Below are 21,799 nucleotides of genomic sequence, written 5' to 3'. Positions count from 1 at the left end.
GTCGGACCAGAGCATGGCGGCCAGCCACCGAGCGCCAGCAGCCCGAGCACCGCCGCGCCGGGTGCGGGCAGCGGCCGGCTGCTGGGGCCGGCCGGGTCGACCGCCGGCTCGTCCGACTCCGCGGCCGGGACGCGGCCGGGCTGCTTGGTCATCGTCTCCCCTTCGAGGCGGCAGGTCACCGACCATTCAGGGTACGCGGCTCCGCTGGACCGTCCGCCGCCCCGGGACGGCCGGGTCGGGGCGGTGACCGGCCAGGCTCGACGAGCGTGCCGCCGACGCGGAAGGTCGGTCGCGGCGAGGTGCCTGCCCGACCTGCTGCGGATCATCGGATCGAGGCCGGTCGGTAAGGGGAGGAGGGGTGGGCCGGTCCTTGGCGCAGGGCGGTGGCGGAGGTGGGCCGCGCAGCCCGCCATGGGACAATCTCCGGAGGTCCCGCCGCTGCTCGGCACTCCCGTGCGGCGTCCGGTGGCCGGCCATCCGGTCGGTGCCCGCGGGTCCGGTTTCGCCACTGCTGTCGAGATCGCCAGGAGCCTTGATGGATGCCGTCTTCTCCGTTCCCGAGCCGCGCAACGAGCCGGTTCGTAACTACGAGCCGGGCAGCCCCGACCGGGACCGGCTCCAGCGGCGGCTGACCGAGCTCGCCGCCGAGCGCATCGACCTGCCGATGACCATCGGCGGTACGCGGCGGATGGCCGCTGGTGACCCGATCAACGTGGTGCAGCCGCACAGGCACGCCCACGTGTTGGGGGTGACCGGGCACGCCACCCACGACGACGCCCGCGCCGCGGTCAAGGCGGCGAAGGACGCCGCGCCGATGTGGCGGGCACTGCCCTTCGAGGAGCGCGCCGCGATCTTCCTGCGCGCTGCCGAACTGCTCGCCGGCCCGTGGCGCGACACCCTCAACGCCGCCACCATGCTCGGCCAGTCGAAGACCGCGATCCAGGCGGAGATCGACTCGGCCTGTGAGTTCATCGACTTCCTCCGGTTCAACGTGCACTTCGCCCGTCGCCTGCTCGAGGAGCAGCCGGCGTCGTCGCCCGGCGTCTGGAACCGCTTCGACCACCGCCCGCTGGAGGGCTTCGTCTACGCGGTCACCCCGTTCAACTTCACCGCCATCGCCGGCAACCTGCCGTCGGCGCCGGCGCTGCTGGGCAACACGGTGGTCTGGAAGCCGGGGCCGACCCAGCAGTTCGCCGCGCACTTCACCATGCGGCTGTTCGAGGCCGCCGGCCTGCCGCCCGGTGTGATCAACATGGTCACCGGTCGGGGCGAGGAGGTCTCCGACGTGGTGCTCGCCGACCCGGATCTGGCCGGCATCCACTTCACCGGTTCCACCAAGGTCTTCCAGCAGTTGTGGCGGACCGTCGGCGACAACATCGCCCGCTACCGGGGCTACCCCCGGCTGGTCGGCGAAACCGGTGGCAAGGACTTCGTGGTCGCGCACAGCAGCGCCGACGTGGACGCCCTGCACACCGCGCTGATCCGGGGCGCGTACGAATACCAGGGCCAGAAGTGCTCGGCGGCGTCGCGGGCGTACGTGCCGCGCTCGATCTGGGAGGGCGGGCTACGCGACCGGCTGGCCGCCACCACCGACTCGTTGACCTACGGCGACGTGGCCGACTTCGGCAACTTCGGCGGCGCGGTGATCGACGACAAGGCGTTCGCCCGGCACACCGCCGCGCTGGAGTTGATCGCCGGCGACGACAGCTGCCGGGTGCTGGCCGGTGGCACCGCCGACGACTCGGTCGGCTACTTCGTCCGGCCGACGCTCTTCGAGTGCTCCGACGCCGCCCACGAGACGTTCACCACCGAGTACTTCGGGCCGATCCTGGGCGTGCACGTGTTCGACGACGCCCGGTTCGACGAGGTGGTCGCGCAGGCCGAGTCGATCGCCCCGTACGCGCTGACCGGTTCGGTGTTCGCGACCGACCGCCGGGTGGTCGACGCGGTCGCCGAGCGGATGCGGTACGCGGCGGGCAACTTCTACATCAACGACAAGCCGACCGGCGCGGTGGTTGGGCAGCAGCCCTTCGGTGGCGCCCGGGCCAGCGGCACCAACGACAAGGCCGGCTCCTGGCTCAACCTGGTCCGCTGGGTCTCCCCGCGGACCATCAAGGAGACCTTCGTGCCGCCGACCGACCACACGTACCCCCACATGGGCTGACCGGCGGCGACCCGCCGGCGGCGTCACGCGCGCCGCCGGCGGTCGGACCGCATGCCGGGAGGCATCGATGGTCCTGAACGGACAGTCTGCCGCCGACAGTGCACTTAGGAAGTCCTGTTGGGTGGCAAACTGGCAAATCCTGGACGCCGGGTGCGCAAAGTGGCAGCGTAGTGGGCATGGCGGATTCCGGAGTCAACCCTACGGCGGCGGCCCTGCTCGGCCTCCTCCACGAGGGCCCGATGACAGGCGGCCAGTTGATGGCCGCCGCTGAGCGCCGTCTGGCGCCGTACTGGTCGATGACCCGCAGTCAGGTGTACCGCGAGTTGCCGGTGCTGGCCGAGCGGGGTTTCGTGCGGCTCGGCAAGCCGGGGCCGCGAATGAGCCAGCCGTACGCACTCACCGCCAGTGGGAAACGGACATTTTCCCGCTGGTTGGCGGAGAACCCCGGGCGGGACACCATCCGCAACCCGATCGCGCTCCGGATGGCCTTCGGCAACCTGCACTCCGCCAGCCAGCTCAAGGGCCTGTACGCCTCGGCCAACGAATACCACACCGAGGCCCTCGCCCAGGTCCGGGAGCAGGTGAAGAACGCCAAACGGGACGGCGAGACGTACGACGCCAGCGCGCTGGAGTTCGCCGTCGCCTACCACCGGGCGGCCCTGTCGTGGCTGAAGTCCGCCCCGGTCGGGTGACGATCGACGGGTTGGCCGGCAGCGAACGGGCTGCTCCGCGCCGGGGGACGCGGGGCCGATTTGGCGCGGGCCCGCGGGGCTCGCACGCTGACTCCCCGTCCGCGCAGTACGCTTGTTTGTCGTGACCGCTGCCGATTACGCCGAACAGCTCAAGGAACTCGACGCGACCCTGCGAAACATCGAGGCCGTCCTCAACATCAACCGGCTCCACGAGGACAAGGCCCGCCTTGAGCAGGAGGCTTCCGCCCCCGACCTGTGGGACGACCAGGCCAAGGCCCAGCAGGTGACCTCGCAGCTGTCGTACGTCAACGGCGAGATCAGCAAGCTGGGCAGCCTGCGTTCCGGCCTCGACGACGCCCAGGTGCTGCTGGAGCTGGCCGAGGCCGAGGCCGACCCGGGTGTGTTGACCGAGGTCGAGTCGGAGATCACCTCGCTGACCAAGTCCATCCAGGAGATGGAGGTGCGCACCCTGCTCTCCGGCGAGTACGACTCCCGGGAGGCGCTGGTCGCCATCCGGGCCGGCGCGGGTGGGGTGGACGCCGCGGACTTCGCCGAGATGCTGCTGCGGATGTATCTGCGCTGGGCGGAGCGGCACGGCTACCCGACCGAGGTCTACGAGACCTCGTACGCCGAGGAGGCGGGCCTGAAGTCGGCGACCTTCGCGGTCAAGGTGCCGTACGCGTACGGCACGCTCAGTGTCGAGTCGGGCACCCACCGGCTGGTCCGGATCAGCCCGTTCGACAACCAGGGCCGGCGGCAGACCAGCTTCGCGGGCGTCGAGGTCCTGCCGGTCACCGAGCAGACCGACCACATCGACATTCCGGAGAACGAGGTACGCGTCGACGTCTACCGTTCGTCCGGCCCCGGTGGACAGAGCGTCAACACCACCGACTCGGCGGTCCGGCTGACCCACATTCCGACCGGCATCGTGGTGACCTGTCAGAACGAGAAGTCCCAACTGCAGAACAAGGCCTCCGCGCTGCGGGTGCTCCAGGCCCGACTGCTGGAGCGCAAGCGCCAGGAGGAGCAGGCCAAGCTGGAGGGGCTCAAGGAGAACGCGGCCGGCTCGTGGGGCGACCAGATGCGCTCCTACGTCCTGCACCCTTATCAGATGGTGAAGGATCTCCGAACTGAGCAGGAGACCGGCAATCCGAGTGCGGTCTTCGACGGTGACCTGGACGGCTTCATCGAGGCGGGCATTCGCTGGCGTAAGCAGCGGCAGCTCGCCGGCAACGGTGCGTGACGACGCGCGGGCGGAGCGCGTCGTCGATCTCCAGGTAGAAGCCTGATTCGACGACTCGTGCCGGATCGGCGGGGCGTGGGGCTTGGCTCAGTTGTTACACCGCGTAGACTCACCACCCGTGATTCAGCTTGAGCAAGTGACGAAGACGTACCCGAAGGCGTCCCGGCCTTCGCTCGACAACGTGTCCGTCTCGATCGAGAAGGGCGAGTTCGTCTTCTTCATCGGTCCATCCGGCTCCGGCAAGTCCACGATCATCAAGATGCTGCTGCACGAGGTCGCCCCCAACAAGGGGCGCGTCGTCGTCAACGGCAAGGACGTCACGTCGATGCGGTCCTGGAAGCGACCCCACTTCCGGCGCTCGATCGGCTGCGTCTTCCAGGACTTCCGGCTGTTGCCGAACCGCACCGCCTACGAGAACGTGGCGTTCGCTCTCGAGGTGATCGGCAAGACCAAGGCGGTTGCCCGCCGGGTCGTGCCGGAGGTGCTGGAGCTGGTCGGGCTCGGTGGCAAGGAGCACCGCTACCCGCACGAGCTCTCCGGTGGTGAGCAGCAGCGGGTCGCCGTCGCCCGGGCGTTCGTGAACCGTCCGCTGATCCTGCTGGCGGACGAGCCCACCGGAAACCTGGACCCAGACACCTCGATCGAGATCATGCGCCTGCTGGACCGGATCAACCGCACCGGCACGACCGTCGTGATGGTCACCCACGACTCCAACATCGTGAACCAGATGCGCCGCCGCGTCGTTGAGATTGAGAGCGGTCGCATCGTGCGTGACCAGGCCCGCGGCGTCTACGGGTGAGCCAACGCCCCGCCCCTGCGCAGCCTGACGACGAACACCTCATGCCGGAGACCCGGAGGAAATCCCGATGCGCGTGAAATACGTCCTGTCCGAGGTACTGGTCGGACTGTGGCGCAACGTGACCATGTCCATCGCGATGATCATCACGATGGCGGTCTCGCTGACCATGCTCGGCGCCAGCGGTCTGATGTACCGCCAGGTCGACGACATGAAGGACCTCTACTACAAGAACATCGAAGTCTCGATCTTCTTGACCCAGGAGGTGAGCGAGCAGGAGCGCACCGACCTACAGACCAAGCTCGACAGCGACCCCCTGGTGAAGGAGGTCTTCTACGTCAGCAAGGACGAGGCGTACAAGCGCTTCAAGGAGATGTACCCGGACGCGCCGGACCTGGTGAAGGCGGTCAAGCCGGACCAGCTCCCCGAGGCGTTCCGGCTCAAGCTGAACAACCCGGAGCAGTACAAGAACATCTACGACCAGTACAAGGACACGGCGGGCGTCGAGGAGATCATCGACCAGAGTCGACTGCTCGACAAGGTCTTCAACGTCCTCACCGCGATCCAGAACATCGCGCTGGCCGCTGCCATCGTGATGGCGATCGCCGCCCTGCTGCTGGTCGCCAACACCATCCAGGTGGCCGCGTACAGCAAGCGGCGCGAGGTCGCGGTCATGAAGCTGGTCGGGGCGTCCAACTGGTTCATCCAGGCACCGTTCGTGCTGGAGGCCGTGGTTGCCGGCCTGATCGGCTCGCTGCTCGGCCTGGTTGCCCTGGTCGCGGCGAAGTACCTGCTCTTCGACGGGTCGTTGAGCGCGTTGCAGGGCCTGCTCTCGCCGATCAGCTGGGGTGACATCCTGTTCATCTTCCCGCTGATGGCCGGCGTCGGTGGTCTGATCAGCGCGGCCACCGCCTGGATCACTCTGCGCTTCTACCTGCGGGTCTAGGCACCGTACGGGTCGTCCCGTCGTCTCCCGAGGACCCTCCCGTGGCCGGAAATAAACGGCGCGGGAGGGTCCTTGTCAATAAGGCTTATTCGGGCGGCCCTGGCGATGGCACGGCCTGCTCGGCGGTGAGAGCCCGAATAAGCCTCATTCGGGTAGCATGATCGGTTGTCCGGCCGCGGTGAGCCCGGCCACTGACGTCCAAGGAGAGGGGGTGGCACCGATGCCACGGGAGAAGGGGCGCAAGGTGGTCGCCTCCAACAAGAAGGCACGCCACGACTACGCGATCCTCGACACCTACGAGGCGGGCATGGCGCTGACCGGCACCGAGGTCAAGTCGCTGCGGGCCGGGCGGGCGTCGCTTGTCGACGCGTTCGCGCAGGAACGTGACGGCGAGTTGTACCTGCACGCGATGCACATCCCGGAGTACACCCAGGGCACCTGGACCAACCATGAGCCCCGGCGAACCCGCAAGCTGCTGCTCAACCGGGGCGAGCTCGACAAGCTCATCGGCAAGACCCGCGAGGGCGGTCTGACGATCGTCCCGTTGCAGGTCTACTTCTCGGACGGCTGGGCCAAGGTGGAGATCGCCCTGGCCAAGGGCAAGAAGTCGTACGACAAGCGTCAGGACCTCGCCAAGCGCGACGCGGACCGGGAGATCGCCCGGGTGTCCGGCCGGCGCGGCAAGGGCATGGACGACTGATTCGTCCCGATTGTCCGAGTCGGCGCGCCGGCCCGGGGCTCGGGATGAAAGCGGTTGCGGCAGGCGTTAGTCTTGTCAGTGCCGCCACATCGGCGGCCTGTCGAGGGGGTGACTGGTTTCGACTTCGTACGCAGCGACAGGGGAAGCGAGCCGAGGAAGCCGACGTCGTCTCGAGAATCGGTCGTCGGAAACTTATAAGCGCCAAGCAAAATCGCGCTGACTTCGCTCTCGCCGCCTGAGGCGAGTAGCTAAGTCTGTCGGCCTGGGAACGCCTTCGTCCCAGTAGCCGGCATCAGCTAGGAGGCTGGCCAATCGGACCCGGTCGCGGGGTCCGTGCGGCGAGATTAATCAGCGACTGGGCCCGTCACACCAACTTGCTCGCGTGAGCGGTGGGGCCGAGTAGAGGCACAGCGAGCTGCGCTCGGAGAAGCCCTGACAAACCGGCGAAGGACCCGGGTTCGATTCCCGGCACCTCCACCACCTCGAACGAAGCGCCCCGGCCACCGGCCGGGGCGCTTCGTCGTCCGCCACTGTTGCCCTCGGGGCTGCTGTGACCCACGGGGCAGATGAGCCGGTCGGGAGGGCTGGACAGGGTGGGTCGGGCGGGCTCACCATCGCGGTATGGGGTAGCAGCGCGCCGTGCGGGAGGTGCCATGGTCACCGGTCGGTTCAGCAGCCGTCACTCGTCGCCCGGCCACCCGCCGGGCTCCCCGCCGATCCACACCCCAGCGGACTGCCCGGCGAGCCGCGTCCGGCCGGTCTCGCCGGTGACCTGCACGCCCTCGGGCGGGCCGTCGCCGTCACCCCCACCGAGCCACGCTGGCGCGAAGACGTCCTCTCCCGGCTGCGTCCGGTGCGGCAGGGCTTCGCCGAGCACGTCCGGCTCACCGAAGGCCCCACCGGCCTCTACCGGGAACTGCTCACCCAGTCGCCACGACTGGATCACCGGGTCCGGCTGCTGACCCGGGAGCATGCCGCGATCGTCGCCGCGATCCTGGCGGTTCAGCGGATCGCCGAGCTGCCCGACGGGCACCCTGACGAACTGCGGCATCGGGCCGCGCACCTGCTGCGGAGGTTGGCCCGGCACCGGCGGCGCGGCGCCGACCTGCTCTGGGAGGCGTACCAGACGGATCTGGGTGGGGAAACCTGAGCCGGGGCAGGGAACCGGCCGGTAGCCGGTGACGTCGAATGGCACATGCGTCGACCGGCACTGCTGCTCGTACTCCCGTTGCTGCTCGCGGCCGGCTGCGCCGCGACCGACGCCGGTCCGGCCGCCGGCCCGGCCGACCCGACGCACCGCGCGGAGGGGTTCGACCAGCGGGCCGCGCAGGTTGCCGAGGCGTGGCGGCCCGGCCCCGAGTGGCGTACCGGGTACCTCCCGCTGGAGGGGCCGACAGTGCTCAGAGGCGATCCAGGCTTCACCAGTGACACCGAGGCGGCCTTCCGGGCCGGGTGGTACCGAGCGCAAGTTCCGATACCGCCCACCCGGGTCGGCGGTGAGATCAAGTTCCCGGACGGACGGTTGACGCTGCCACTGGTCAGCGCCGCCGAGGCGTACCGGCAGCTTGCTCAGGGTGACCCGTTGCCCTGCCCGGGCCGCCCGAAGCGGCCCGGCCTGCCGTCTCCCGGCGGCCCCACCGTCGAACCAGGACCGGACGGGTGGACGACGAGCGGCACGCGGACCGCCTGCCTGCCGCTCACCGTCACCGCTGTGACGTTCGGTGCCGTGCCGGTCCGCACCAGCCGGGGCGAGGCGCAGGTCCCGGCCTGGCTCTTCACCGTCGAGGAGCTGGCCACCCCGGTGGTCCGGCTCGCCGTCGCCCCGACGGCGGTCCGGCCGGTCCCCGAGCCCACCGGGCCAGCCCAGCCGTTGCCGGACGACCTGGTGGCCGCCCAGGACCTCGCGGCGGTCGACGGCGCCCGACTGACCGTGCGGCTGGGCGTCGGCGCCTGCGACACCGGCAGCACGCCGCTGGTGTTTGAACGACCCGATGTCGTGGTGGTCGGTGGTCGGGTCACCCGGGCCACCGGCGAATGCCCCGCCGTGCTGAAGCTGGCGCCGGTGACCGTCACCCTCAGGACGCCGCTGGGCGCCCGGCCGGTGCTGGACGTCTTCACCGGTGCCCCGCTGTCGATCGCGCCGCGATGACCGAGGGCGCGCTCAGAGGAGGCTGGGCACGTCGGTGCTGATCGGCACCGGCAAGACGGTGGGACGGTCGGCACGCAGGGCGGTGGTGAGCGCCGCGCCGAGCTGGTCGGCTGCCTCCACCACCTCGGTGGCGCAGCCGTAGCCCGCCGCGATCGCGACGATGTCCAGCCCCGGCAGGTCCAGGCCGGGCACCCCGGGAGTGTCCTTCAGCTCGGCGAACGCCTTGAGGATCGCGTACTGCTGGTTGACCGGGACGACGACCGCCACCGGCAGGGCGAGGCGGGCGGCGGTCCACAGCGCCTGCACCGAGTAGTGGAACGAGCCGTCGCCGACCACCGCCACCACCGGGCGACCGCGTCCGGTGTCCCGCTCGGCGAGCGCCACCCCGATCGCGGCCGGCAAGCCGTAGCCCAGCCCTCCGCTGGCCATCGTGAAGTACGACGCCGGGCGGGTGACCCGCAGCCGGCGACGCAGCGCGGACAGGTTGGAGGGTGACTCCTGGACCAGCACGCCGTCCGTCGGCCAGTGCGCGGCCAGCGCGGCGAACAGGGCGTCGGCGCTCAGCGGGCTGGTCACCTCCGGCGGTTGCGGCGCGTTCCGCGGCGCGGGCGGCGGCCGGTCGGTCGGCGGCACCCGCTCGACCAGTGCGGCCAGGGCCAGCCCCGGGTCGCTGAGCAGACTGTCCCCGACCGGGGCCCGGGCGGCCTCGTCGGGGTCGTCCGTGACGTGCAGCAGTCGGGCGCCGTCGGGCAGGTGCCCACCCGGCACGTACGGGTAGTAGCGGAACACCGGTGCGCCGACCACCAGCACCGTGTCGTGTCCGCGCAGCGCCTCGGCGAGCGGACCGATCGCGTACGGCAGCACGCCGCGGAAGTGCGGGTGGTCCTCGGGAAACACGGCCCGCTCGGGGGCGGGAGCCGACCAGACCGGTGCGGCCAGCCGCTCGGCCAGCGTGACCGCCGTCGACCAGCTGCCGGAGCGGTCCACCCCCGGCCCGTACACGAGCACCGGGTGGTGACTGTCGGCCAGCACCCGGGCGAACTCGTCCAACCGCTGCGGGTCGGGTGCGAACCGGGTGGCCACCGTACGCGGTGCGGGCGGTGGGTCGGCGGGCTGAGCCCAGTCGTCCAGCGGCAGGGAGAGGAAGACCGGCCCGGCCGGTGGCTGAATCGCCGTCGCGTACGCCCGCAGCACCGCCGCCGGGATGTCCTGCGCCCGGGTCGGCTCGTAGGCCCACTTCACGTAGGGCTGTGGCAGCTCGGTGGGTCGGCGGCTGGCCAGCCGGGGTTCGAGCAGCAGCATCTCGCGGGTCTGTTGGCCGGCGGTGACGATCAGCGGGGTCTTGTTGTGCCAGGCGGTGACCAGGTTGCCCATGCCGTTGCCGGTGCCCGGGGCGGTGTGCAGGTTGACGTGGGCGGGTGTCCCGCTGGCCTGGGCGTACCCGTCGGCCATCGCGACGGCCGTCGCCTCCTGCAGCGCGTGGACGTAGTGGAAGTCGGCGGGGAAGTCCCGGAGGAACGGCTCCTCGGTGGAGCCGGGGTTGCCGAAGACGGTGGTCATGCCGAGGGTACGGAGCACGTCATATGTCGTGTCCCGGACCGTTGCCATCGCCACCCGCCTCCATGTCGCGGGCAGGGACGACCACGGCCGTCCTCCCGATCAGCCGAATCTATCGGGATGTGACGGACCTTTCGGGCGTTTCTCGGCCGTGGCTGGTCCGGATCCGTCGATCACCCGGGAGGTCCTTCGCCGGCGGGCGCTGGCACTCCGTCTTAACTGTCCGATCACCCGCCGGTCAGACCTTAGCCAGCGCCCGGGACGCAGGCTATGGTGCCAGGCATGGCGTTGACAGCGCGGCTGATCTCGATGCACCGGGCGGATCCGGTTGATGACCGGTACCCGGCACGGGCTCACGGTTGACGGGTGTGTGGCATGCAGGGAGAGGGCCAGGCGATCGGCGGACGAGCGATGGAGTCGATGACCGGGCGGCTGCTGGTCGCGACTCCGGCGCTCAAGGACCCCAACTTCGACCGTACGGTGGTGCTGCTGGTCGCCCACGAGCCGGGCGGCGCGCTCGGCGTGGTGTTGAACCGGGCTACCGAGGTGCCGGTGGCCGAGGTGCTCGGCGACTGGAGTGACCTGGCCCGCCATCCGGCGGTGCTCTTCGAGGGCGGCCCGGTGCAGCCCGACTCGGCCATCTGCCTCGCCCGGATGCGGCACCCGATGCGCCGGTTGAAGGGCTTCCACCAGGTCTCCGGGGCGGTCGGCACGATCGACCTCTCGGTCGACCCGGAGCGGTTGCGGGAGAGCATCGGCGGCATCCGGGTTTTCGCCGGCTACTCCGGCTGGGGCGGTGGCCAGCTGGAGCAGGAGATCGCCGACGGCTCCTGGTTCCTGCTGGACGGGCTGCCCGGTGACGCCTTCGTCGACCGGCCCGACGACCTGTGGCCGATGGTGCTGCGTCGGCAGGGCGGGATGATGGCCGCGGTGGCCCATTTCCCGCCGGATGTGGCGCTCAACTGACCCGGCTCGACGGGGGACCCCGCGAGATGACCACTCCGGTCGGTCTGTGTATAGTTTCCCAGTGCCCGGGCGACCGGGACAACAGCAAGGGGCCGTGGCGCAGCTGGTAGCGCACCACACTGGCAGTGTGGGGGTCAGGGGTTCGAGTCCCCTCGGCTCCACCAGGATTTACCTGGTGGCACAGAACTAGGGCGATGACCGTTCGGTCACCGCCCTAGTTGCGTTCGGTTTGGACGAGAGCGGATCCATGAGTCAGGTTCTCGGTGCCAGCCAGGCGGCCAGCGAACTGGCCGGCGAGGTCGGCACCGGTCACGCCTTCGGGACCTTCGGTGAGCTGCTCCAGGGCGTACTGCCGGGCGGGGGCACCAACTTCCTGGTCACGTTCCCGATCGACGCCTGGGCCACGGCGACATTCCGCTACCACGCCGAGGCCAGGGACATCACTCTCCGTCCCGCGCACAAACGCAAGTGCCGAGCGGTGGCCGGGTTGGTGCTGGCCGCGGCCGGTGTGGCCGGTGGCGGCGAGCTGGAGCTGACCGGGGACCTGCCGGAGGGCAAGGGCCTGGCCAGTTCGTCGGCGGACCTGGTGGCCACCGTGCGGGCGGTCGGCGCGGCGATCGGGATGCGTCTCACGGCCGCGCGGATCGAGTCCTTCCTGCGCCACATCGAACCGTCGGACGGCGTGATGTACGACGAGATCGTGGCGTACTACCAACGACAGGTGCGGTTGTGCCGGCCCATCGGCCGGTTGCCCGCGCTCACCATCGTCGCGCACGACGAGGGTGGCCAGGTGGACACGATCAGACACAGCCGTCTGCCAAATCCGTTCAGCACCGCGGACGCACGTGAGTACGCGCGGCTGCTCGACGAACTCACCGAGGCGATCACCGTCGGGGATCTGCCCACCGTCGGCCGAATCAGCACCCGCAGTGCCGTACTGAACTCGAAAGCGCGGATCCGACACGACCTGGACGCCCTGCGGCGTGCCTGCCACGACGTCGGCGGCCTGGGACTTGTCCTGGCGCACAGCGGCACCATGCTCGGAGTCGTGCTCGAGGCCGACGACCCGGAGCTGACCGGGAAGGTCCAGCACCTGCGCGCGGCCGGTAGACCGTTGGGTGGACAGGTGTCGGTCTATCACTCGCTCGGCGCGGGCCGCGACTGGTCCCCGCAAAGCGGAACGCCCTGACCGGACAACCCGGTCAGGGCGTTGACGACTTGTCTGTCCGTATCGGGCTGATTCAGCCCTGGCGGCTCTTCCACTGCGGGTTGGCGCGGTTTACCACGACCACCCGGCCGCGACGGCGGACCACCACCGAACCCGGCTTCTGCTTCAGCGCACGCAACGAGCTACGTACCTTCATGTCTGCCTCCTCGGTGCAAGCGGTTCCGAGTATCGAAACGCCGCACCGACCCGGCGGATTCCCGTGCCCCGAGCGTCGAACCTTTGCCGTCCGCCGGCCGTACCAGTGGGCGGGAGGTCATCCTCATGCCCGTACGTCGGCTCCTCAGCACGGTGCTGGTCGCTGTCGCGACAGTGCCCCTGGCGGCCACCCCCGCCGCCGCTCACGGCGCACCGACCGACCCGGTCAGTCGGGCGGCGGCCTGCGGGCCCGAAGGCCGGTACGCGACGACCGCCGCGTGTCGAGCGGCGATCAAGGCCGGTGCCGCCGTCCGCGAATGGGACAACGTGCGGGTGGCGGCGATCAACGGGCGAGACCGGGAGCGAATCCCGGACGGTGAGCTGTGCAGCGGCGGGCTGTCCGCGTACCGAGGGCTGGACCTGCCGCGGACCGACTGGCCGAGCACCGACCTGACCACCGGCGCCAAGTTCACCTTCCGGTACCGGACCACCATCGAGCACCGGGGCACCTTCCGGCTCTACGTCACCAAGCCGGACTACAACCCACGGGCGCCGCTGACCTGGGCGGATCTGGAGTCGCGCCCGTTCCTGACGCTGACCGACCCGCCGGTACGCGCCGGGGCGTACCAGCTGGCGGGTCGGCTGCCGGCGGGCCGCAGCGGCCGACACCTGATCTACACGATCTGGCAGAACTCCAACACCCCGGACACCTACTACTCCTGCTCCGACGTGGTGTTCCGGGGCGCCAAGACCACCGCCGCCGCGCCGAAGACCGCTCCGACGAAGAGCGCCGCGGCTGCTCCACGTACCGCCGGGAGCGGGCCCGCCAGCACCGGGTCGCCGGTCGCGGCGGCGGCCGACCCGGGCGTGCCGGTGGCCTCGGTGACCGACCTCGGTGGCCGGTGGCCGGTGCTGGCCGGCGCCGCCGTGGTGCTGCTCCTGGCGCTGCTGCTGGCTGCCGGGTGGCGACGCCGCAGCGCCACCGCGACCGTGGGGCGGCAGTGCGAGGTCCGCAACCACCGGGCCGGGCGGCGCCGGATCTGGTGACCCGGCCCGCCCCGAAGCCCGGTCGGATCAGCCCAGGTGTCGCTCGATCTCGGCCAACTCGTCGGCGGTGAAGTCGAGGTTGCCCAGGGCGGCGATGTTCGTCTCCAGCTGGGTGACGCTGCTCGCCCCGATGATCAGGCTGGTCATCCTCGGGTCGCGCAGCGCCCAGGCCAACGCGAGCTGCGCGAGGGACTGGCCGCGCCGCTCGGCGACCGCGCCGAGCCCGCGGATGGTGGCCATCTTCTCCTCGTTGAGGTCGCTCTCGTTGAGGAAGACGCTGGTGCGGACCCGCGAGTCGGCCGGGATGCCGCCGAGGTAGCGGTCGGTCAGCAGGCCCTGGGCCAGCGGGCTGTACGCGATGCAGCCCGCACCGACCTGCTCCAGCGTGTCGAGCAGGCCGTCGGACTCGGTCCAGCGGTTGAGCATCGAGTACGACGGCTGGTTGATCAGCAGCGGCGTGCCCAGCTCGCGCAGGATCGCCGCGGCCCGGGTGGTCTGCTCCGAGTTGTAGTTCGAGATGCCGACGTAGAGAGCCTTGCCGGAGCGGACGATGGCGTCGAGCGCCCCCATCGTCTCCTCCAGCGGGGTGTCCGGGTCGAACCGGTGCGAGTAGAAGATGTCGACGTAGTCGAGGCCCATCCGCCCCAGCGACTGGTCCAGCGACGAGATCAGGTTCTTACGCGAACCCCACTCGCCGTACGGGCCGGGCCACATCAGGTATCCGGCCTTGCTGGAGATGACCAGCTCGTCCCGGTACGGCTTCAGGTCGGTGGCGAGCATCCGGCCGAAGTTCTGCTCCGCCGAACCGGGCGGCGGACCGTAGTTGTTGGCCAGGTCGAAGTGGGTCACACCCAGGTCGAAGGCGCGCCGCACGATGTCGCGCTGCCGTTCGAACGGGCGGTCCGGACCGAAGTTGTGCCAGAGCCCGAGCGAGATGGCGGGCAGCCGCAGGCCACTGCGGCCGCTGCGCCGATAGGTCATGGTGTCGTAGCGGTCATCCGCGGCGAGGTAGGTCACGATCATGAGCCTAGCTCCGGCCGGTGACGGCAGCGATCGTGCGTGCGAATCAGGACATCGGGGTAGTTTCAACGTCATAACCAGATCGCCGGCCAACCGAAAGTGAGCACAGTGGACGACATCACCGCGCTGATCCTGGACGACCACGCCGCCTTCCGGCGCGGCTTCGCCCGCCTCGACGACGCCCGTGACGAGCAGGAACTGCTCGCCGTCTGGGACGCCCTGGCCCTGCACCTGGACATCCACGCTGAGGCCGAGGAGGCGATCCTCTACCCGCACCTGGTGAAGCACGGCGACGACGGCGAGGACGAGACCGCCGACGCGATCGGCGACCACAACAAGATCCGCGACGCCATCGCCGAGGCGAAGCTGCACCCGGTCGGCTCGGAGCAGTGGTGGGCGGCGGTCGGCACGGCCCGCCGGGAGAACAGCGAGCACCTGGCCGAGGAGGAGGACGAGGCGCTGCCCGACTTCCGCCGGCACGCCAGCTTCGAGCTGCGCGCCGAGTTGGGTCAACGCTGGCTGACCTTCTACGGCGAGCACAAGAACGGCCGCGACCTCCCGTTCCGCGACAAGGACCCGCAGCGGTACGTCGCCGACCACCGCGCCGGGTAGCGCTAAATAAGTCTTTCGTCCCTTTTATTGCTCGGAGAACCGTCTCCACGGTGAGCTAGCGTGGGTCGGGTGACTGCGCCTACCCCGGTAATCCCCACCCCACCGGCCGACCTGCCCGGCACGCTCGGCGCGCTACGGGCGGCCGGTCACCAGTACCGCAGCGTCAAGCAGGAGCTCCGCGACAACCTCCTGGCCCGGATGCGCTCCGGTGAGGCCCGATTCCCCGGCATCGTCGGCTACGACGACAGCGTGCTACCCGAGGTCGAGCGGGCCCTGCTCGCCGGGCACGACATGGTGCTGCTCGGCGAACGCGGCCAGGGCAAGACCCGGCTGATCCGCTCGCTGGGCGCGCTGCTCGACGAGTGGACCCCGGTCATCCCCGGCTCGGTGCTCAACGAGCACCCGATGCACCCGCTCACCCCGGCGTCCCGCGCCCAGGTCGCCGAGGCCGGCGACGACCTGCCGATCGGTTGGCTGCACCGCTCGATGCGGTACGGCGAGAAGTTGGCCACCCCGGACACCAGCGTCGGCGACCTGATCGGTGACGTCGACCCGATCCGGATCGCCCAGGGCCGTACCCTCGGCGACCCGGAGACCATCCACTTCGGGCTGGTGCCGCGCACCAACCGGGGCATCTTCGCCGTCAACGAGCTGCCCGACCTGGCCGAGCGCATCCAGGTGGCCCTGCTCAACGTGCTGGAGGAGCGGGACATCCAGGTCCGCGGCTACCAGCTGCGCCTGCCACTGGATTTGCTCCTGGTGGCCAGCGCCAACCCGGAGGACTACACCAACCGGGGCCGGATCATCACCCCGCTCAAGGACCGGTTCGGTGCCGAGATCCGCACCCACTACCCGGTCGACCTGGAGTTGGAGCTGGATCTGATCCGCCAGGAGGCCGACCTGGTCGCCGAGGTGCCGGCGCACGTGCTGGAGGTGCTGGCCCGGTTCGCCCGCGCCGTCCGGGAGTCACCGTCGGTGGACCCGCGCTCCGGCGTCTCCGCCCGATTCGCCATCGCCGCCGCCGAGACCGTCGCCGGCGCCGCGCTGCGCCGTGCCGGCCTGCTCGCCGCCTCCGGCACCCCAAACGGACGCCCTGAGGCCGCCGTCGCGCGGGTCGGCGACGCGGTGTCGGTGACCAGCACGCTGCGCGGCAAGGTGGAGTTCGAGAGCGGCGAGGAGGGGCGGGAAATCGAGATCCTCGCCCACCTGCTGCGTACCGCGACCGCCGAGACGTTCCGGGCCCGCCTCGCCGGGCTGGACCTCTCCGGATTCACCGCCCTGGTCGAGGACGGCGCCGCTATCGAGACCGGCGAGCTGGTCGGCGCCGCCGAGCTGCTGCGCCAGGTCGGCACCGTGCCCGGGTTGGCGAAGGTCCTCGACCGGCTCGGCCTGGGCGACGCGCCCACCCCGGAGGAGGCGGCGGCCGCCGTCGAGTTCGTGCTGGAAGGGCTGCACCTGACCCGCCGGCTCGGCAAGGACATCACCGACTCGGGGCGCACCGTCTACGGCGACCGGGGCTGACAGTGGCCGGCAACCGGTTCCGGTACGGGCAGTGGAACGGCGGACCCGACCCGCTCGCACCCCCGTACGACGTGCGCGAGGCTGTGGACGCGGTCGGTGCCGAGGTGCTGGCCGGCGGCAGCCTCCGGGAGGCGCTGCGCGACCTGCTGCGTCGTGGTCCGCAGGGTCGCGGTGGCCTGGACGACCTGGCCGCCCGGGCTCGGCGGCTACGCCGGGAGGCGCTTCGTCGCGGTGACCTGGACGGCGCGGTGACCAGGGCGCAGGCGCTGCTCGACCAGGCCCTCGCCGCCGAGCGGGACGAGCTGCGCGGCCGTGCCGACGACGCCGCCCGGTTCGCCGAGTCGGTGCTGGACAATCTGCCCCGTTCGACCGCGCGGGCGGTGCAGGAGCTGTCCGGCTACCAGTGGGCCAGCGAGGACGCCCGCCGCTCGTACCAGCAGATTCTCGACCAACTCCGCGATGACGTGCTCGGCCAGCGCTTCGCCGGGCTGCGGGACGCGGTGCGCGCCTCCGCCGACCCGGCCGCCCAGCAGCGGCTCGCCGAGATGATGGCCGACCTGAACGACCTGCTGACCCGGCACGGCCGCGCGGAGGACACCACCGACGCGTTCGCCGAGTTCATGCGTCGGCACGACGACTTCTTCCCGGAGCGGCCGGAGACGGTCGACGAGCTGATCGACGTGCTGGCCCGCCGTTCGGCAGCCGGGGAGCGGCTGATGAACTCCCTCTCCGACCGGCAGCGTGCCGAGCTGGCCGGTCTGATGCAGCAGTCGCTCGGCGACGGCTCGCCGGGGAGCTGTCCGCCTTGGACGCGAACCTGCGGGCACTGCGACCCGATCTGCGCTGGGGCCGCGGCGAGCGGGTCCGCGGCGACCAGCCGCTGGGCTACGCCGACGCGGCCGGCGCGCTGGGCGAGATCGGTGAGCTGGACGAGCTGCTCGACCAGCTCGACCAGGAACACCCCGGGGCGACCCTCGACGACGTGGACGTCGAGGCGGTGGCCCGCACGCTGGGCCGGGACGCGGCCGACGACGTCCGCCGGCTGCGGGATCTGGAGCGGGAACTCCGTCGGCAGGGCTGGGTGAGCCGGGACGCGGAAGGGCTCACGCTGAGCCCGAAGGCACTGCGCCGGCTCGGTGGGACCGCGCTGCGCCGGGTCTTCGCCGAGCTGACCGCCGGGCCGCGCGGCCAGCACGACCTGCGCTCGGCGGGGGCCGCCGGCGAGGTCAGCGGTGCCTCCAGACCCTGGCAGTACGGCGATGAGCAACCGCTTGACGTGGTCCGAACCCTGACCCGGGCGGTCCGACGGGCCGGGCCGACGGTTCCGGTGCAACTGGCGGTGGACGACTTCGAGGTGGTGGAGACCGAGAAGAGAGCCTCCGCCGCGGTGGTGCTCTGCGTCGACCTGTCGTACTCGATGATCTCGCAGGGTCGTTGGGGGCCGATGAAGCAGACCGCGCTGGCGTTGGCGCACCTGATGGAGACGCGGTTCCCCCAGGACGCCCTGCAGATCGTGGGGTTCGGCCGGGAGGCGATGACGCTCACCCAGCGGGAGTTGGCGGCCGTGGAGCCGGACCTGGAGCAGGGCACCAACCTCCAGCACGCGCTGCGGTTGGCGGGCCGGCACCTGCGCCGGCACCCGGACGCCGAGCCGGTGGTGCTGGTGGTCACCGACGGTGAACCAACCGCCCACCTGGACCCGGACGACGGTGAGGCGCTGTTCCACTGGCCGCCGCTGCCGGAGACGATCGAGGCGACGGTCCGTGAGGTGGACCGGCTCAGCCGCTTCGGCGCCACGCTCAACCTGTTCATGCTCGGCGACGACCCGGGCCTGCGGCGTTTCGTCGACGCGGTGGCCCGCCGCAGCCGAGGCCGCATGTTCACCCCGGACACCGACGACCTGGGCGAGTACGTGGTGTCCGACTATCTGCGCTCCCGTCAATCCCGCCGCTAACTCCGCCCGGGCCGGGTTGACTGGGGAGATGGAGAGTGGGGCGTTGCGACAGGCCTATGGCGGCGTGTTCGCCGAGCTTGACGCGGGGGAGTTCCAGGCGGCTCCGCAGGGGCAGCTCAGTGCCGAGCAGATCGTCGCCCACCTGGTCGCCAACGACGAGCTGATGATCCAGGCGACCGAGGCGCTGCTGGCCGGGTCACCGTTCGCCTACTACGAGCTGGAGGAGGACATCCACCGTCCGCAGCTCGACGCGCTGGCCGCCGAGCAGGGTGGCCTGCGCGGCCTGACCGCTCTGCTGCACGGCACCAGCGACCGCCTGTGTGGGCTCGTCGACCAGCTCGGTCTGGCGGCGGAGACCCCGGTCGAAACCCACCTGCGGGAGGGGTTCGACCTCGTCGTCGACGAGTCGCTGCCCTGGTCCCGCACCCTGGACCTGCACAGCCGGGTCCACCTGCCCAAGCACCAGGCCCAGCTGCACCAGCTCCGCGCCTGAGTCTCCGGCCCTCAGCGTGGTTTGCCTTCGCTACCCACCGTTACGAGGGCGGGGAGGACCTGGTCTGTCGAGCGGTATACCTGTGCGGCATGAATATGACTCACAGGTATACCGCTCTGGAGCAGTGGCATCGGCTGAGCTCGGCCGGTGGATCGTGGGCGCTCAGGTGCGCGGGTCAGGTTTCGAGGAGCTCCGGGCGGGGGTGGAAGGTGCGTCGGTAGGTGGAGGGTGCCACCCCGATGCGTTGGTGCAGCCGCTGGCGCAGGGCGGCGGTGGTGCCGAAACCAGAGCGGTGGGCGATCTGGTCGACGGTGAGGTCGGTGGTCTCCAGCAGTAGGCGCGCGTGGTCGGTGCGCTGTTGCAGCAGCCACTGCGCCGGGCTCAGGCCGGTCTCCGACCGGAAGCGCCGGGTGAAGGTGCGCACACTCATCCGGGCGTGCTCGGCCAGATCGCGGAGCGCGATCGGCTCGTGCAGGCGCTGCCGTGCCCACTCCCGGGTGCCCGCGGTGCTGGTGTCAGCGGCCTTCGGCACCGGCTGCTCGATGTACTGCGCCTGGCCGCCGTCCCGCCACGGTGGCATCACGCAGCGGCGGGCCGCCCGGTTGGCCACCTCGCTGCCGTGGTCGAGCCGGATGACGTGCAGGCAGAGATCGATGCCGGCGGCGACACCGGCCGAGGTGAGCATTCGGTCGTCGGCGATGAAGAGCACATCCGGGTCGAGGTCCACCCGGTCGTGCAGGCGACGGAACCGCTCCGCGTACGCCCAGTGGGTGGTCGCCCGGCGTCCGTCGAGCAGCCCGGCGGCGGCCAGCACGAACGCCCCGGTGCAGATCGACATGATCCGCGCACCCCGCTGGTACGCCGCGCGTAGCGCCCCGGTCACCTCCGGCGCCACGGTGCCCGAGGACAGGACGGTGCCGTCGTGGATGCCGGGGACGATCACCGTGTCGGCGGTGTCGAGCAGTTCGAGGCCGTGGTCGGGGAGCACCTGGAAACCGGCGGTGCTGCGCACCGGTCGCCCACCCGGCGTGCACACCCGGACGTCGTAGTAGGGCGTCCCGTCGGCGGCCCGGGCGGTGCTGAAGACCTGGGACGGGGTGCCGAGATCCAGGCCGACCACCTGGTGCAGGGCGAGTACGGCGATCCGGTGTGGGCGAACGGGCATGGCCCGATTATTGCGCATGATGGCTTTCCGGCCACTCGTCGAGGTGAGCGGTCGACCGCAGACTTGTCCCGTGACCAAGAACCGCCGTCTGCATCCCGCCTGGCTGGTCGCCGCCGTCGCCTTCGTGGCGCTGGTCGGCGCGGCCGGTTTCCGCGCCACCCCGTCGGTGCTGCTACACCCGCTGCACGAGGAGTTCGGCTGGCCACTCGCCACGATCTCCGCGGCCGTCTCGGTCAACCTGCTGCTCTACGGACTCACCGCGCCGTTCGCGGCGGCGCTGATGGACCGGTTCGGCATCCGCCGGGTGGTGTCGGTGGCGCTGCTCCTGGTCGCCGCGGGCAGCGGGTTGACGGTCTTCATGAGCGCGAGCTGGCAGCTGCTGCTCTGCTGGGGCGTGCTGGTGGGGCTGGGCACCGGGTCGATGGCCCTGGCGTTCGTGGCCACCGTGACCGGTCGCTGGTTCGTCCGCCGCCGGGGCCTGGTCACCGGTGTGCTCACCGCCGGCGGGGCGGCCGGACAACTGGTGTTCCTGCCACTGATCGCCGTCCTGGTACGCGACCACGGCTGGCGTACCGCCGCGCTCGTCGTGGCCGGAGCGGCGCTGGCGGTCGTACCCCTGGTGGTGTGGTTGTTGCGCGAGCACCCGGCGGACCTCGGCCTGCCCGCCTACGGGGCGACCGAAGTCGTCGCGGCGCCGCCGAGACCGGCGGCGCGGCGACCCGGGCGCTGGGCGCGCTGACGACCGCGGCCCGGACCCGGCCGTTCTGGCTGCTGGCCGGCGGGTTCGCGATCTGCGGCGCGACCACCAACGGCCTCGTCGGTACGCACTTCGTGCCGGCCGCGCACGACCACGGCATGCCGCAGACCACCGCGGCCGGGCTGCTCGCCCTGGTGGGCCTCTTCGACATCGTCGGCACCATCGCCTCCGGCTGGCTCACCGACCGGGTGGACAGCCGGTTGCTGCTCGGCGTGTACTACGCGCTGCGCGGGGCGTCCCTGCTGGTGCTGCCGAGCCTGTTCGCCGGCACCCCCGAGCCGAGCATGCTGGTGTTCATCGTCTTCTACGGTCTGGACTGGGTGGCCACCGTGCCGCCGACGGTGGCCCTGTGCCGGGAGTACTTCGGCGGCGCCGGCGCGGTGGTGTTCGGCTGGGTGTTCGCCGCCCACCAACTCGGGGCGGCGGTCGCCGCGACCGGCGCGGGGCTGGTCCGGGATCAGCTCGGCGACTACGCGCTGGCCTGGTACGTGGCGGGCGCGCTCTCGGTCGGCGCGGCCGGGCTGTCGCTGCTGCTGCGCCGGCGACCCGGCGTGCCGGTGCCGCAAGCCGTGCTGGTGGCCGCGACCGCGCCCAAGGCGTGGAGCTTCCGGGGCTGAGCGACGACGCGGCGGCCGGTCAGCCCAGGGTCCACTG

18 protein-coding genes, 1 tRNA gene, 1 other RNA gene and 2 pseudogenes are annotated in these 21,799 nt (G+C 71.0%); 18 read left to right on the top strand and 4 right to left on the bottom strand.

What is annotated here, in order from left to right:
• The first annotated feature begins 535 nt into the window (after nucleotides 1-535).
• The 9 genes from pruA (at nucleotide 536) to JM949_RS04195 (ending at nucleotide 8,690) form a co-directional block, all read left to right on the top strand.
• Nucleotides 536-2,164 (top strand): L-glutamate gamma-semialdehyde dehydrogenase, encoded by a 1,629-nt coding sequence (pruA, locus tag JM949_RS04235; RefSeq protein ID WP_203147126.1) that lies wholly within the window; start codon nucleotides 536-538, stop codon nucleotides 2,162-2,164.
• Nucleotides 2,165-2,340: 176 nt separating this feature from the next.
• Complete coding sequence (locus JM949_RS04230) at nucleotides 2,341-2,856, top strand: PadR family transcriptional regulator (protein ID WP_091393967.1); 516 nt, start codon at nucleotides 2,341-2,343, stop codon at nucleotides 2,854-2,856.
• Between the two features lie 121 nt (nucleotides 2,857-2,977).
• Entirely contained in the window at nucleotides 2,978-4,099 is a 1,122-nt protein-coding gene (gene prfB / locus JM949_RS04225) for a peptide chain release factor 2 (protein WP_203147125.1), read from the top strand.
• Nucleotides 4,100-4,217: 118 nt separating this feature from the next.
• Nucleotides 4,218-4,898, top strand: a complete 681-nt coding sequence (gene ftsE / locus JM949_RS04220; protein ID WP_030331491.1) for a cell division ATP-binding protein FtsE — start codon at nucleotides 4,218-4,220, stop codon at nucleotides 4,896-4,898.
• A gap of 67 nt (nucleotides 4,899-4,965) precedes the next feature.
• A complete protein-coding gene (gene ftsX / locus JM949_RS04215; RefSeq protein WP_203147124.1) occupies nucleotides 4,966-5,841 on the top strand; it encodes a permease-like cell division protein FtsX in 876 nt (291 codons plus the stop codon).
• Between the two features lie 220 nt (nucleotides 5,842-6,061).
• Nucleotides 6,062-6,541, top strand: coding sequence for an SsrA-binding protein SmpB (smpB, locus tag JM949_RS04210; RefSeq protein ID WP_203147132.1), 480 nt, complete (start codon nucleotides 6,062-6,064; stop codon nucleotides 6,539-6,541).
• A gap of 104 nt (nucleotides 6,542-6,645) precedes the next feature.
• Nucleotides 6,646-7,021: a transfer-messenger RNA gene (ssrA, locus tag JM949_RS04205) on the top strand.
• Nucleotides 7,022-7,091: 70 nt separating this feature from the next.
• Nucleotides 7,092-7,691: a hypothetical protein gene (locus tag JM949_RS04200; RefSeq protein WP_238432552.1), complete on the top strand. Its 600-nt coding sequence runs from the start codon at nucleotides 7,092-7,094 to the stop codon at nucleotides 7,689-7,691.
• Nucleotides 7,692-7,736: 45 nt separating this feature from the next.
• Nucleotides 7,737-8,690 carry a hypothetical protein gene (locus JM949_RS04195; RefSeq protein ID WP_203147123.1) on the top strand — a complete coding sequence of 318 codons (954 nt, stop codon included), beginning with the start codon at nucleotides 7,737-7,739 and terminating at the stop codon, nucleotides 8,688-8,690.
• Nucleotides 8,691-8,702: 12 nt separating this feature from the next.
• Here JM949_RS04195 and mdlC read toward each other — a convergent pair whose 3' ends face one another.
• The gene (mdlC, locus tag JM949_RS04190) at nucleotides 8,703-10,298 is read right to left on the bottom strand and encodes a benzoylformate decarboxylase (RefSeq protein WP_203147130.1); all 1,596 of its coding nucleotides are present in this window, start codon (nucleotides 10,296-10,298) and stop codon (nucleotides 8,703-8,705) included.
• Between the two features lie 324 nt (nucleotides 10,299-10,622).
• Between mdlC and JM949_RS04185 the strand changes: the two genes are divergently transcribed.
• From JM949_RS04185 to JM949_RS04175, 3 genes are all read left to right on the top strand, one after another.
• Nucleotides 10,623-11,213, top strand: coding sequence for a YqgE/AlgH family protein (locus tag JM949_RS04185; protein ID WP_203147122.1), 591 nt, complete (start codon nucleotides 10,623-10,625; stop codon nucleotides 11,211-11,213).
• A gap of 88 nt (nucleotides 11,214-11,301) precedes the next feature.
• A tRNA-Ala gene (locus JM949_RS04180) sits at nucleotides 11,302-11,377 on the top strand.
• Nucleotides 11,378-11,460: 83 nt separating this feature from the next.
• Nucleotides 11,461-12,402 carry a GHMP family kinase ATP-binding protein gene (locus tag JM949_RS04175; protein ID WP_203147121.1) on the top strand — a complete coding sequence of 314 codons (942 nt, stop codon included), beginning with the start codon at nucleotides 11,461-11,463 and terminating at the stop codon, nucleotides 12,400-12,402.
• 52 nt (nucleotides 12,403-12,454) lie between these two features.
• Here the strand turns inward: JM949_RS04175 and JM949_RS04170 are convergent, their stop codons facing one another.
• A complete protein-coding gene (locus JM949_RS04170) occupies nucleotides 12,455-12,577 on the bottom strand; it encodes a 50S ribosomal protein L36 (protein ID WP_030490864.1) in 123 nt (40 codons plus the stop codon).
• Nucleotides 12,578-12,702: 125 nt separating this feature from the next.
• Between JM949_RS04170 and JM949_RS04165 the strand changes: the two genes are divergently transcribed.
• On the top strand, nucleotides 12,703-13,623 hold the full coding sequence (locus JM949_RS04165) for a lytic polysaccharide monooxygenase auxiliary activity family 9 protein (protein ID WP_203147120.1): 921 nt from the start codon (nucleotides 12,703-12,705) through the stop codon (nucleotides 13,621-13,623).
• Nucleotides 13,624-13,650: 27 nt separating this feature from the next.
• On the opposite strand, the gene mgrA is transcribed toward JM949_RS04165, so the two are convergent.
• Nucleotides 13,651-14,646 (bottom strand): L-glyceraldehyde 3-phosphate reductase, encoded by a 996-nt coding sequence (gene mgrA / locus JM949_RS04160; RefSeq protein ID WP_203147119.1) that lies wholly within the window; start codon nucleotides 14,644-14,646, stop codon nucleotides 13,651-13,653.
• Between the two features lie 105 nt (nucleotides 14,647-14,751).
• Between mgrA and JM949_RS04155 the strand changes: the two genes are divergently transcribed.
• From JM949_RS04155 to JM949_RS04140, 4 genes and pseudogenes are all read left to right on the top strand, one after another.
• Nucleotides 14,752-15,255 carry a hemerythrin domain-containing protein gene (locus tag JM949_RS04155; RefSeq protein WP_309232001.1) on the top strand — a complete coding sequence of 168 codons (504 nt, stop codon included), beginning with the start codon at nucleotides 14,752-14,754 and terminating at the stop codon, nucleotides 15,253-15,255.
• Between the two features lie 60 nt (nucleotides 15,256-15,315).
• Nucleotides 15,316-16,776 carry a sigma 54-interacting transcriptional regulator gene (locus JM949_RS04150; RefSeq protein ID WP_203147117.1) on the top strand — a complete coding sequence of 487 codons (1,461 nt, stop codon included), beginning with the start codon at nucleotides 15,316-15,318 and terminating at the stop codon, nucleotides 16,774-16,776.
• A 2-nt stretch (nucleotides 16,777-16,778) separates the two neighbouring features.
• A pseudogene (locus JM949_RS04145) lies at nucleotides 16,779-18,730 on the top strand (VWA domain-containing protein).
• Between the two features lie 28 nt (nucleotides 18,731-18,758).
• On the top strand, nucleotides 18,759-19,223 hold the full coding sequence (locus JM949_RS04140; protein ID WP_203147116.1) for a hypothetical protein: 465 nt from the start codon (nucleotides 18,759-18,761) through the stop codon (nucleotides 19,221-19,223).
• Nucleotides 19,224-19,398: 175 nt separating this feature from the next.
• On the opposite strand, the gene JM949_RS04135 is transcribed toward JM949_RS04140, so the two are convergent.
• A complete protein-coding gene (locus JM949_RS04135) occupies nucleotides 19,399-20,406 on the bottom strand; it encodes a GlxA family transcriptional regulator (RefSeq protein WP_203147115.1) in 1,008 nt (335 codons plus the stop codon).
• A gap of 1 nt (nucleotide 20,407) precedes the next feature.
• On the opposite strand from JM949_RS04135, the pseudogene JM949_RS04130 reads away from it, so the two are divergent.
• A pseudogene (locus JM949_RS04130) lies at nucleotides 20,408-21,762 on the top strand (MFS transporter).
• The last annotated feature ends 37 nt before the right edge of the window (nucleotides 21,763-21,799 follow it).

This window comes from Micromonospora tarensis, from assembly GCF_016803395.1.
In the GTDB taxonomy this organism is placed as follows: domain Bacteria; phylum Actinomycetota; class Actinomycetes; order Mycobacteriales; family Micromonosporaceae; genus Micromonospora; species Micromonospora tarensis.
This window is presented reverse-complemented; position numbering and strand designations above follow the sequence as displayed.

What these genes read in the sequence shown, in the direction of transcription:
- pruA (WP_203147126.1), top strand. Translation starts at nt 536, where the DNA reads ATGGATGCCGTCTTCTCCGTTCCCGAGCCGCGCAACGAGCCGGTTCGT.
- JM949_RS04230 (WP_091393967.1), top strand. Translation starts at nt 2,341, where the DNA reads ATGGCGGATTCCGGAGTCAACCCTACGGCGGCGGCCCTGCTCGGCCTC.
- ftsX (WP_203147124.1), top strand. Translation starts at nt 4,966, where the DNA reads ATGCGCGTGAAATACGTCCTGTCCGAGGTACTGGTCGGACTGTGGCGC.
- smpB (WP_203147132.1), top strand. Translation starts at nt 6,062, where the DNA reads ATGCCACGGGAGAAGGGGCGCAAGGTGGTCGCCTCCAACAAGAAGGCA.
- JM949_RS04195 (WP_203147123.1), top strand. Translation starts at nt 7,737, where the DNA reads ATGCGTCGACCGGCACTGCTGCTCGTACTCCCGTTGCTGCTCGCGGCC.
- mdlC (WP_203147130.1), bottom strand. Translation starts at nt 10,298, where the DNA reads ATGGCAACGGTCCGGGACACGACATATGACGTGCTCCGTACCCTCGGC.
- JM949_RS04185 (WP_203147122.1), top strand. Translation starts at nt 10,623, where the DNA reads ATGCAGGGAGAGGGCCAGGCGATCGGCGGACGAGCGATGGAGTCGATG.
- JM949_RS04175 (WP_203147121.1), top strand. Translation starts at nt 11,461, where the DNA reads ATGAGTCAGGTTCTCGGTGCCAGCCAGGCGGCCAGCGAACTGGCCGGC.
- JM949_RS04170 (WP_030490864.1), bottom strand. Translation starts at nt 12,577, where the DNA reads ATGAAGGTACGTAGCTCGTTGCGTGCGCTGAAGCAGAAGCCGGGTTCG.
- JM949_RS04165 (WP_203147120.1), top strand. Translation starts at nt 12,703, where the DNA reads ATGCCCGTACGTCGGCTCCTCAGCACGGTGCTGGTCGCTGTCGCGACA.
- mgrA (WP_203147119.1), bottom strand. Translation starts at nt 14,646, where the DNA reads ATGATCGTGACCTACCTCGCCGCGGATGACCGCTACGACACCATGACC.
- JM949_RS04140 (WP_203147116.1), top strand. Translation starts at nt 18,759, where the DNA reads ATGGAGAGTGGGGCGTTGCGACAGGCCTATGGCGGCGTGTTCGCCGAG.
- JM949_RS04135 (WP_203147115.1), bottom strand. Translation starts at nt 20,406, where the DNA reads ATGCGCAATAATCGGGCCATGCCCGTTCGCCCACACCGGATCGCCGTA.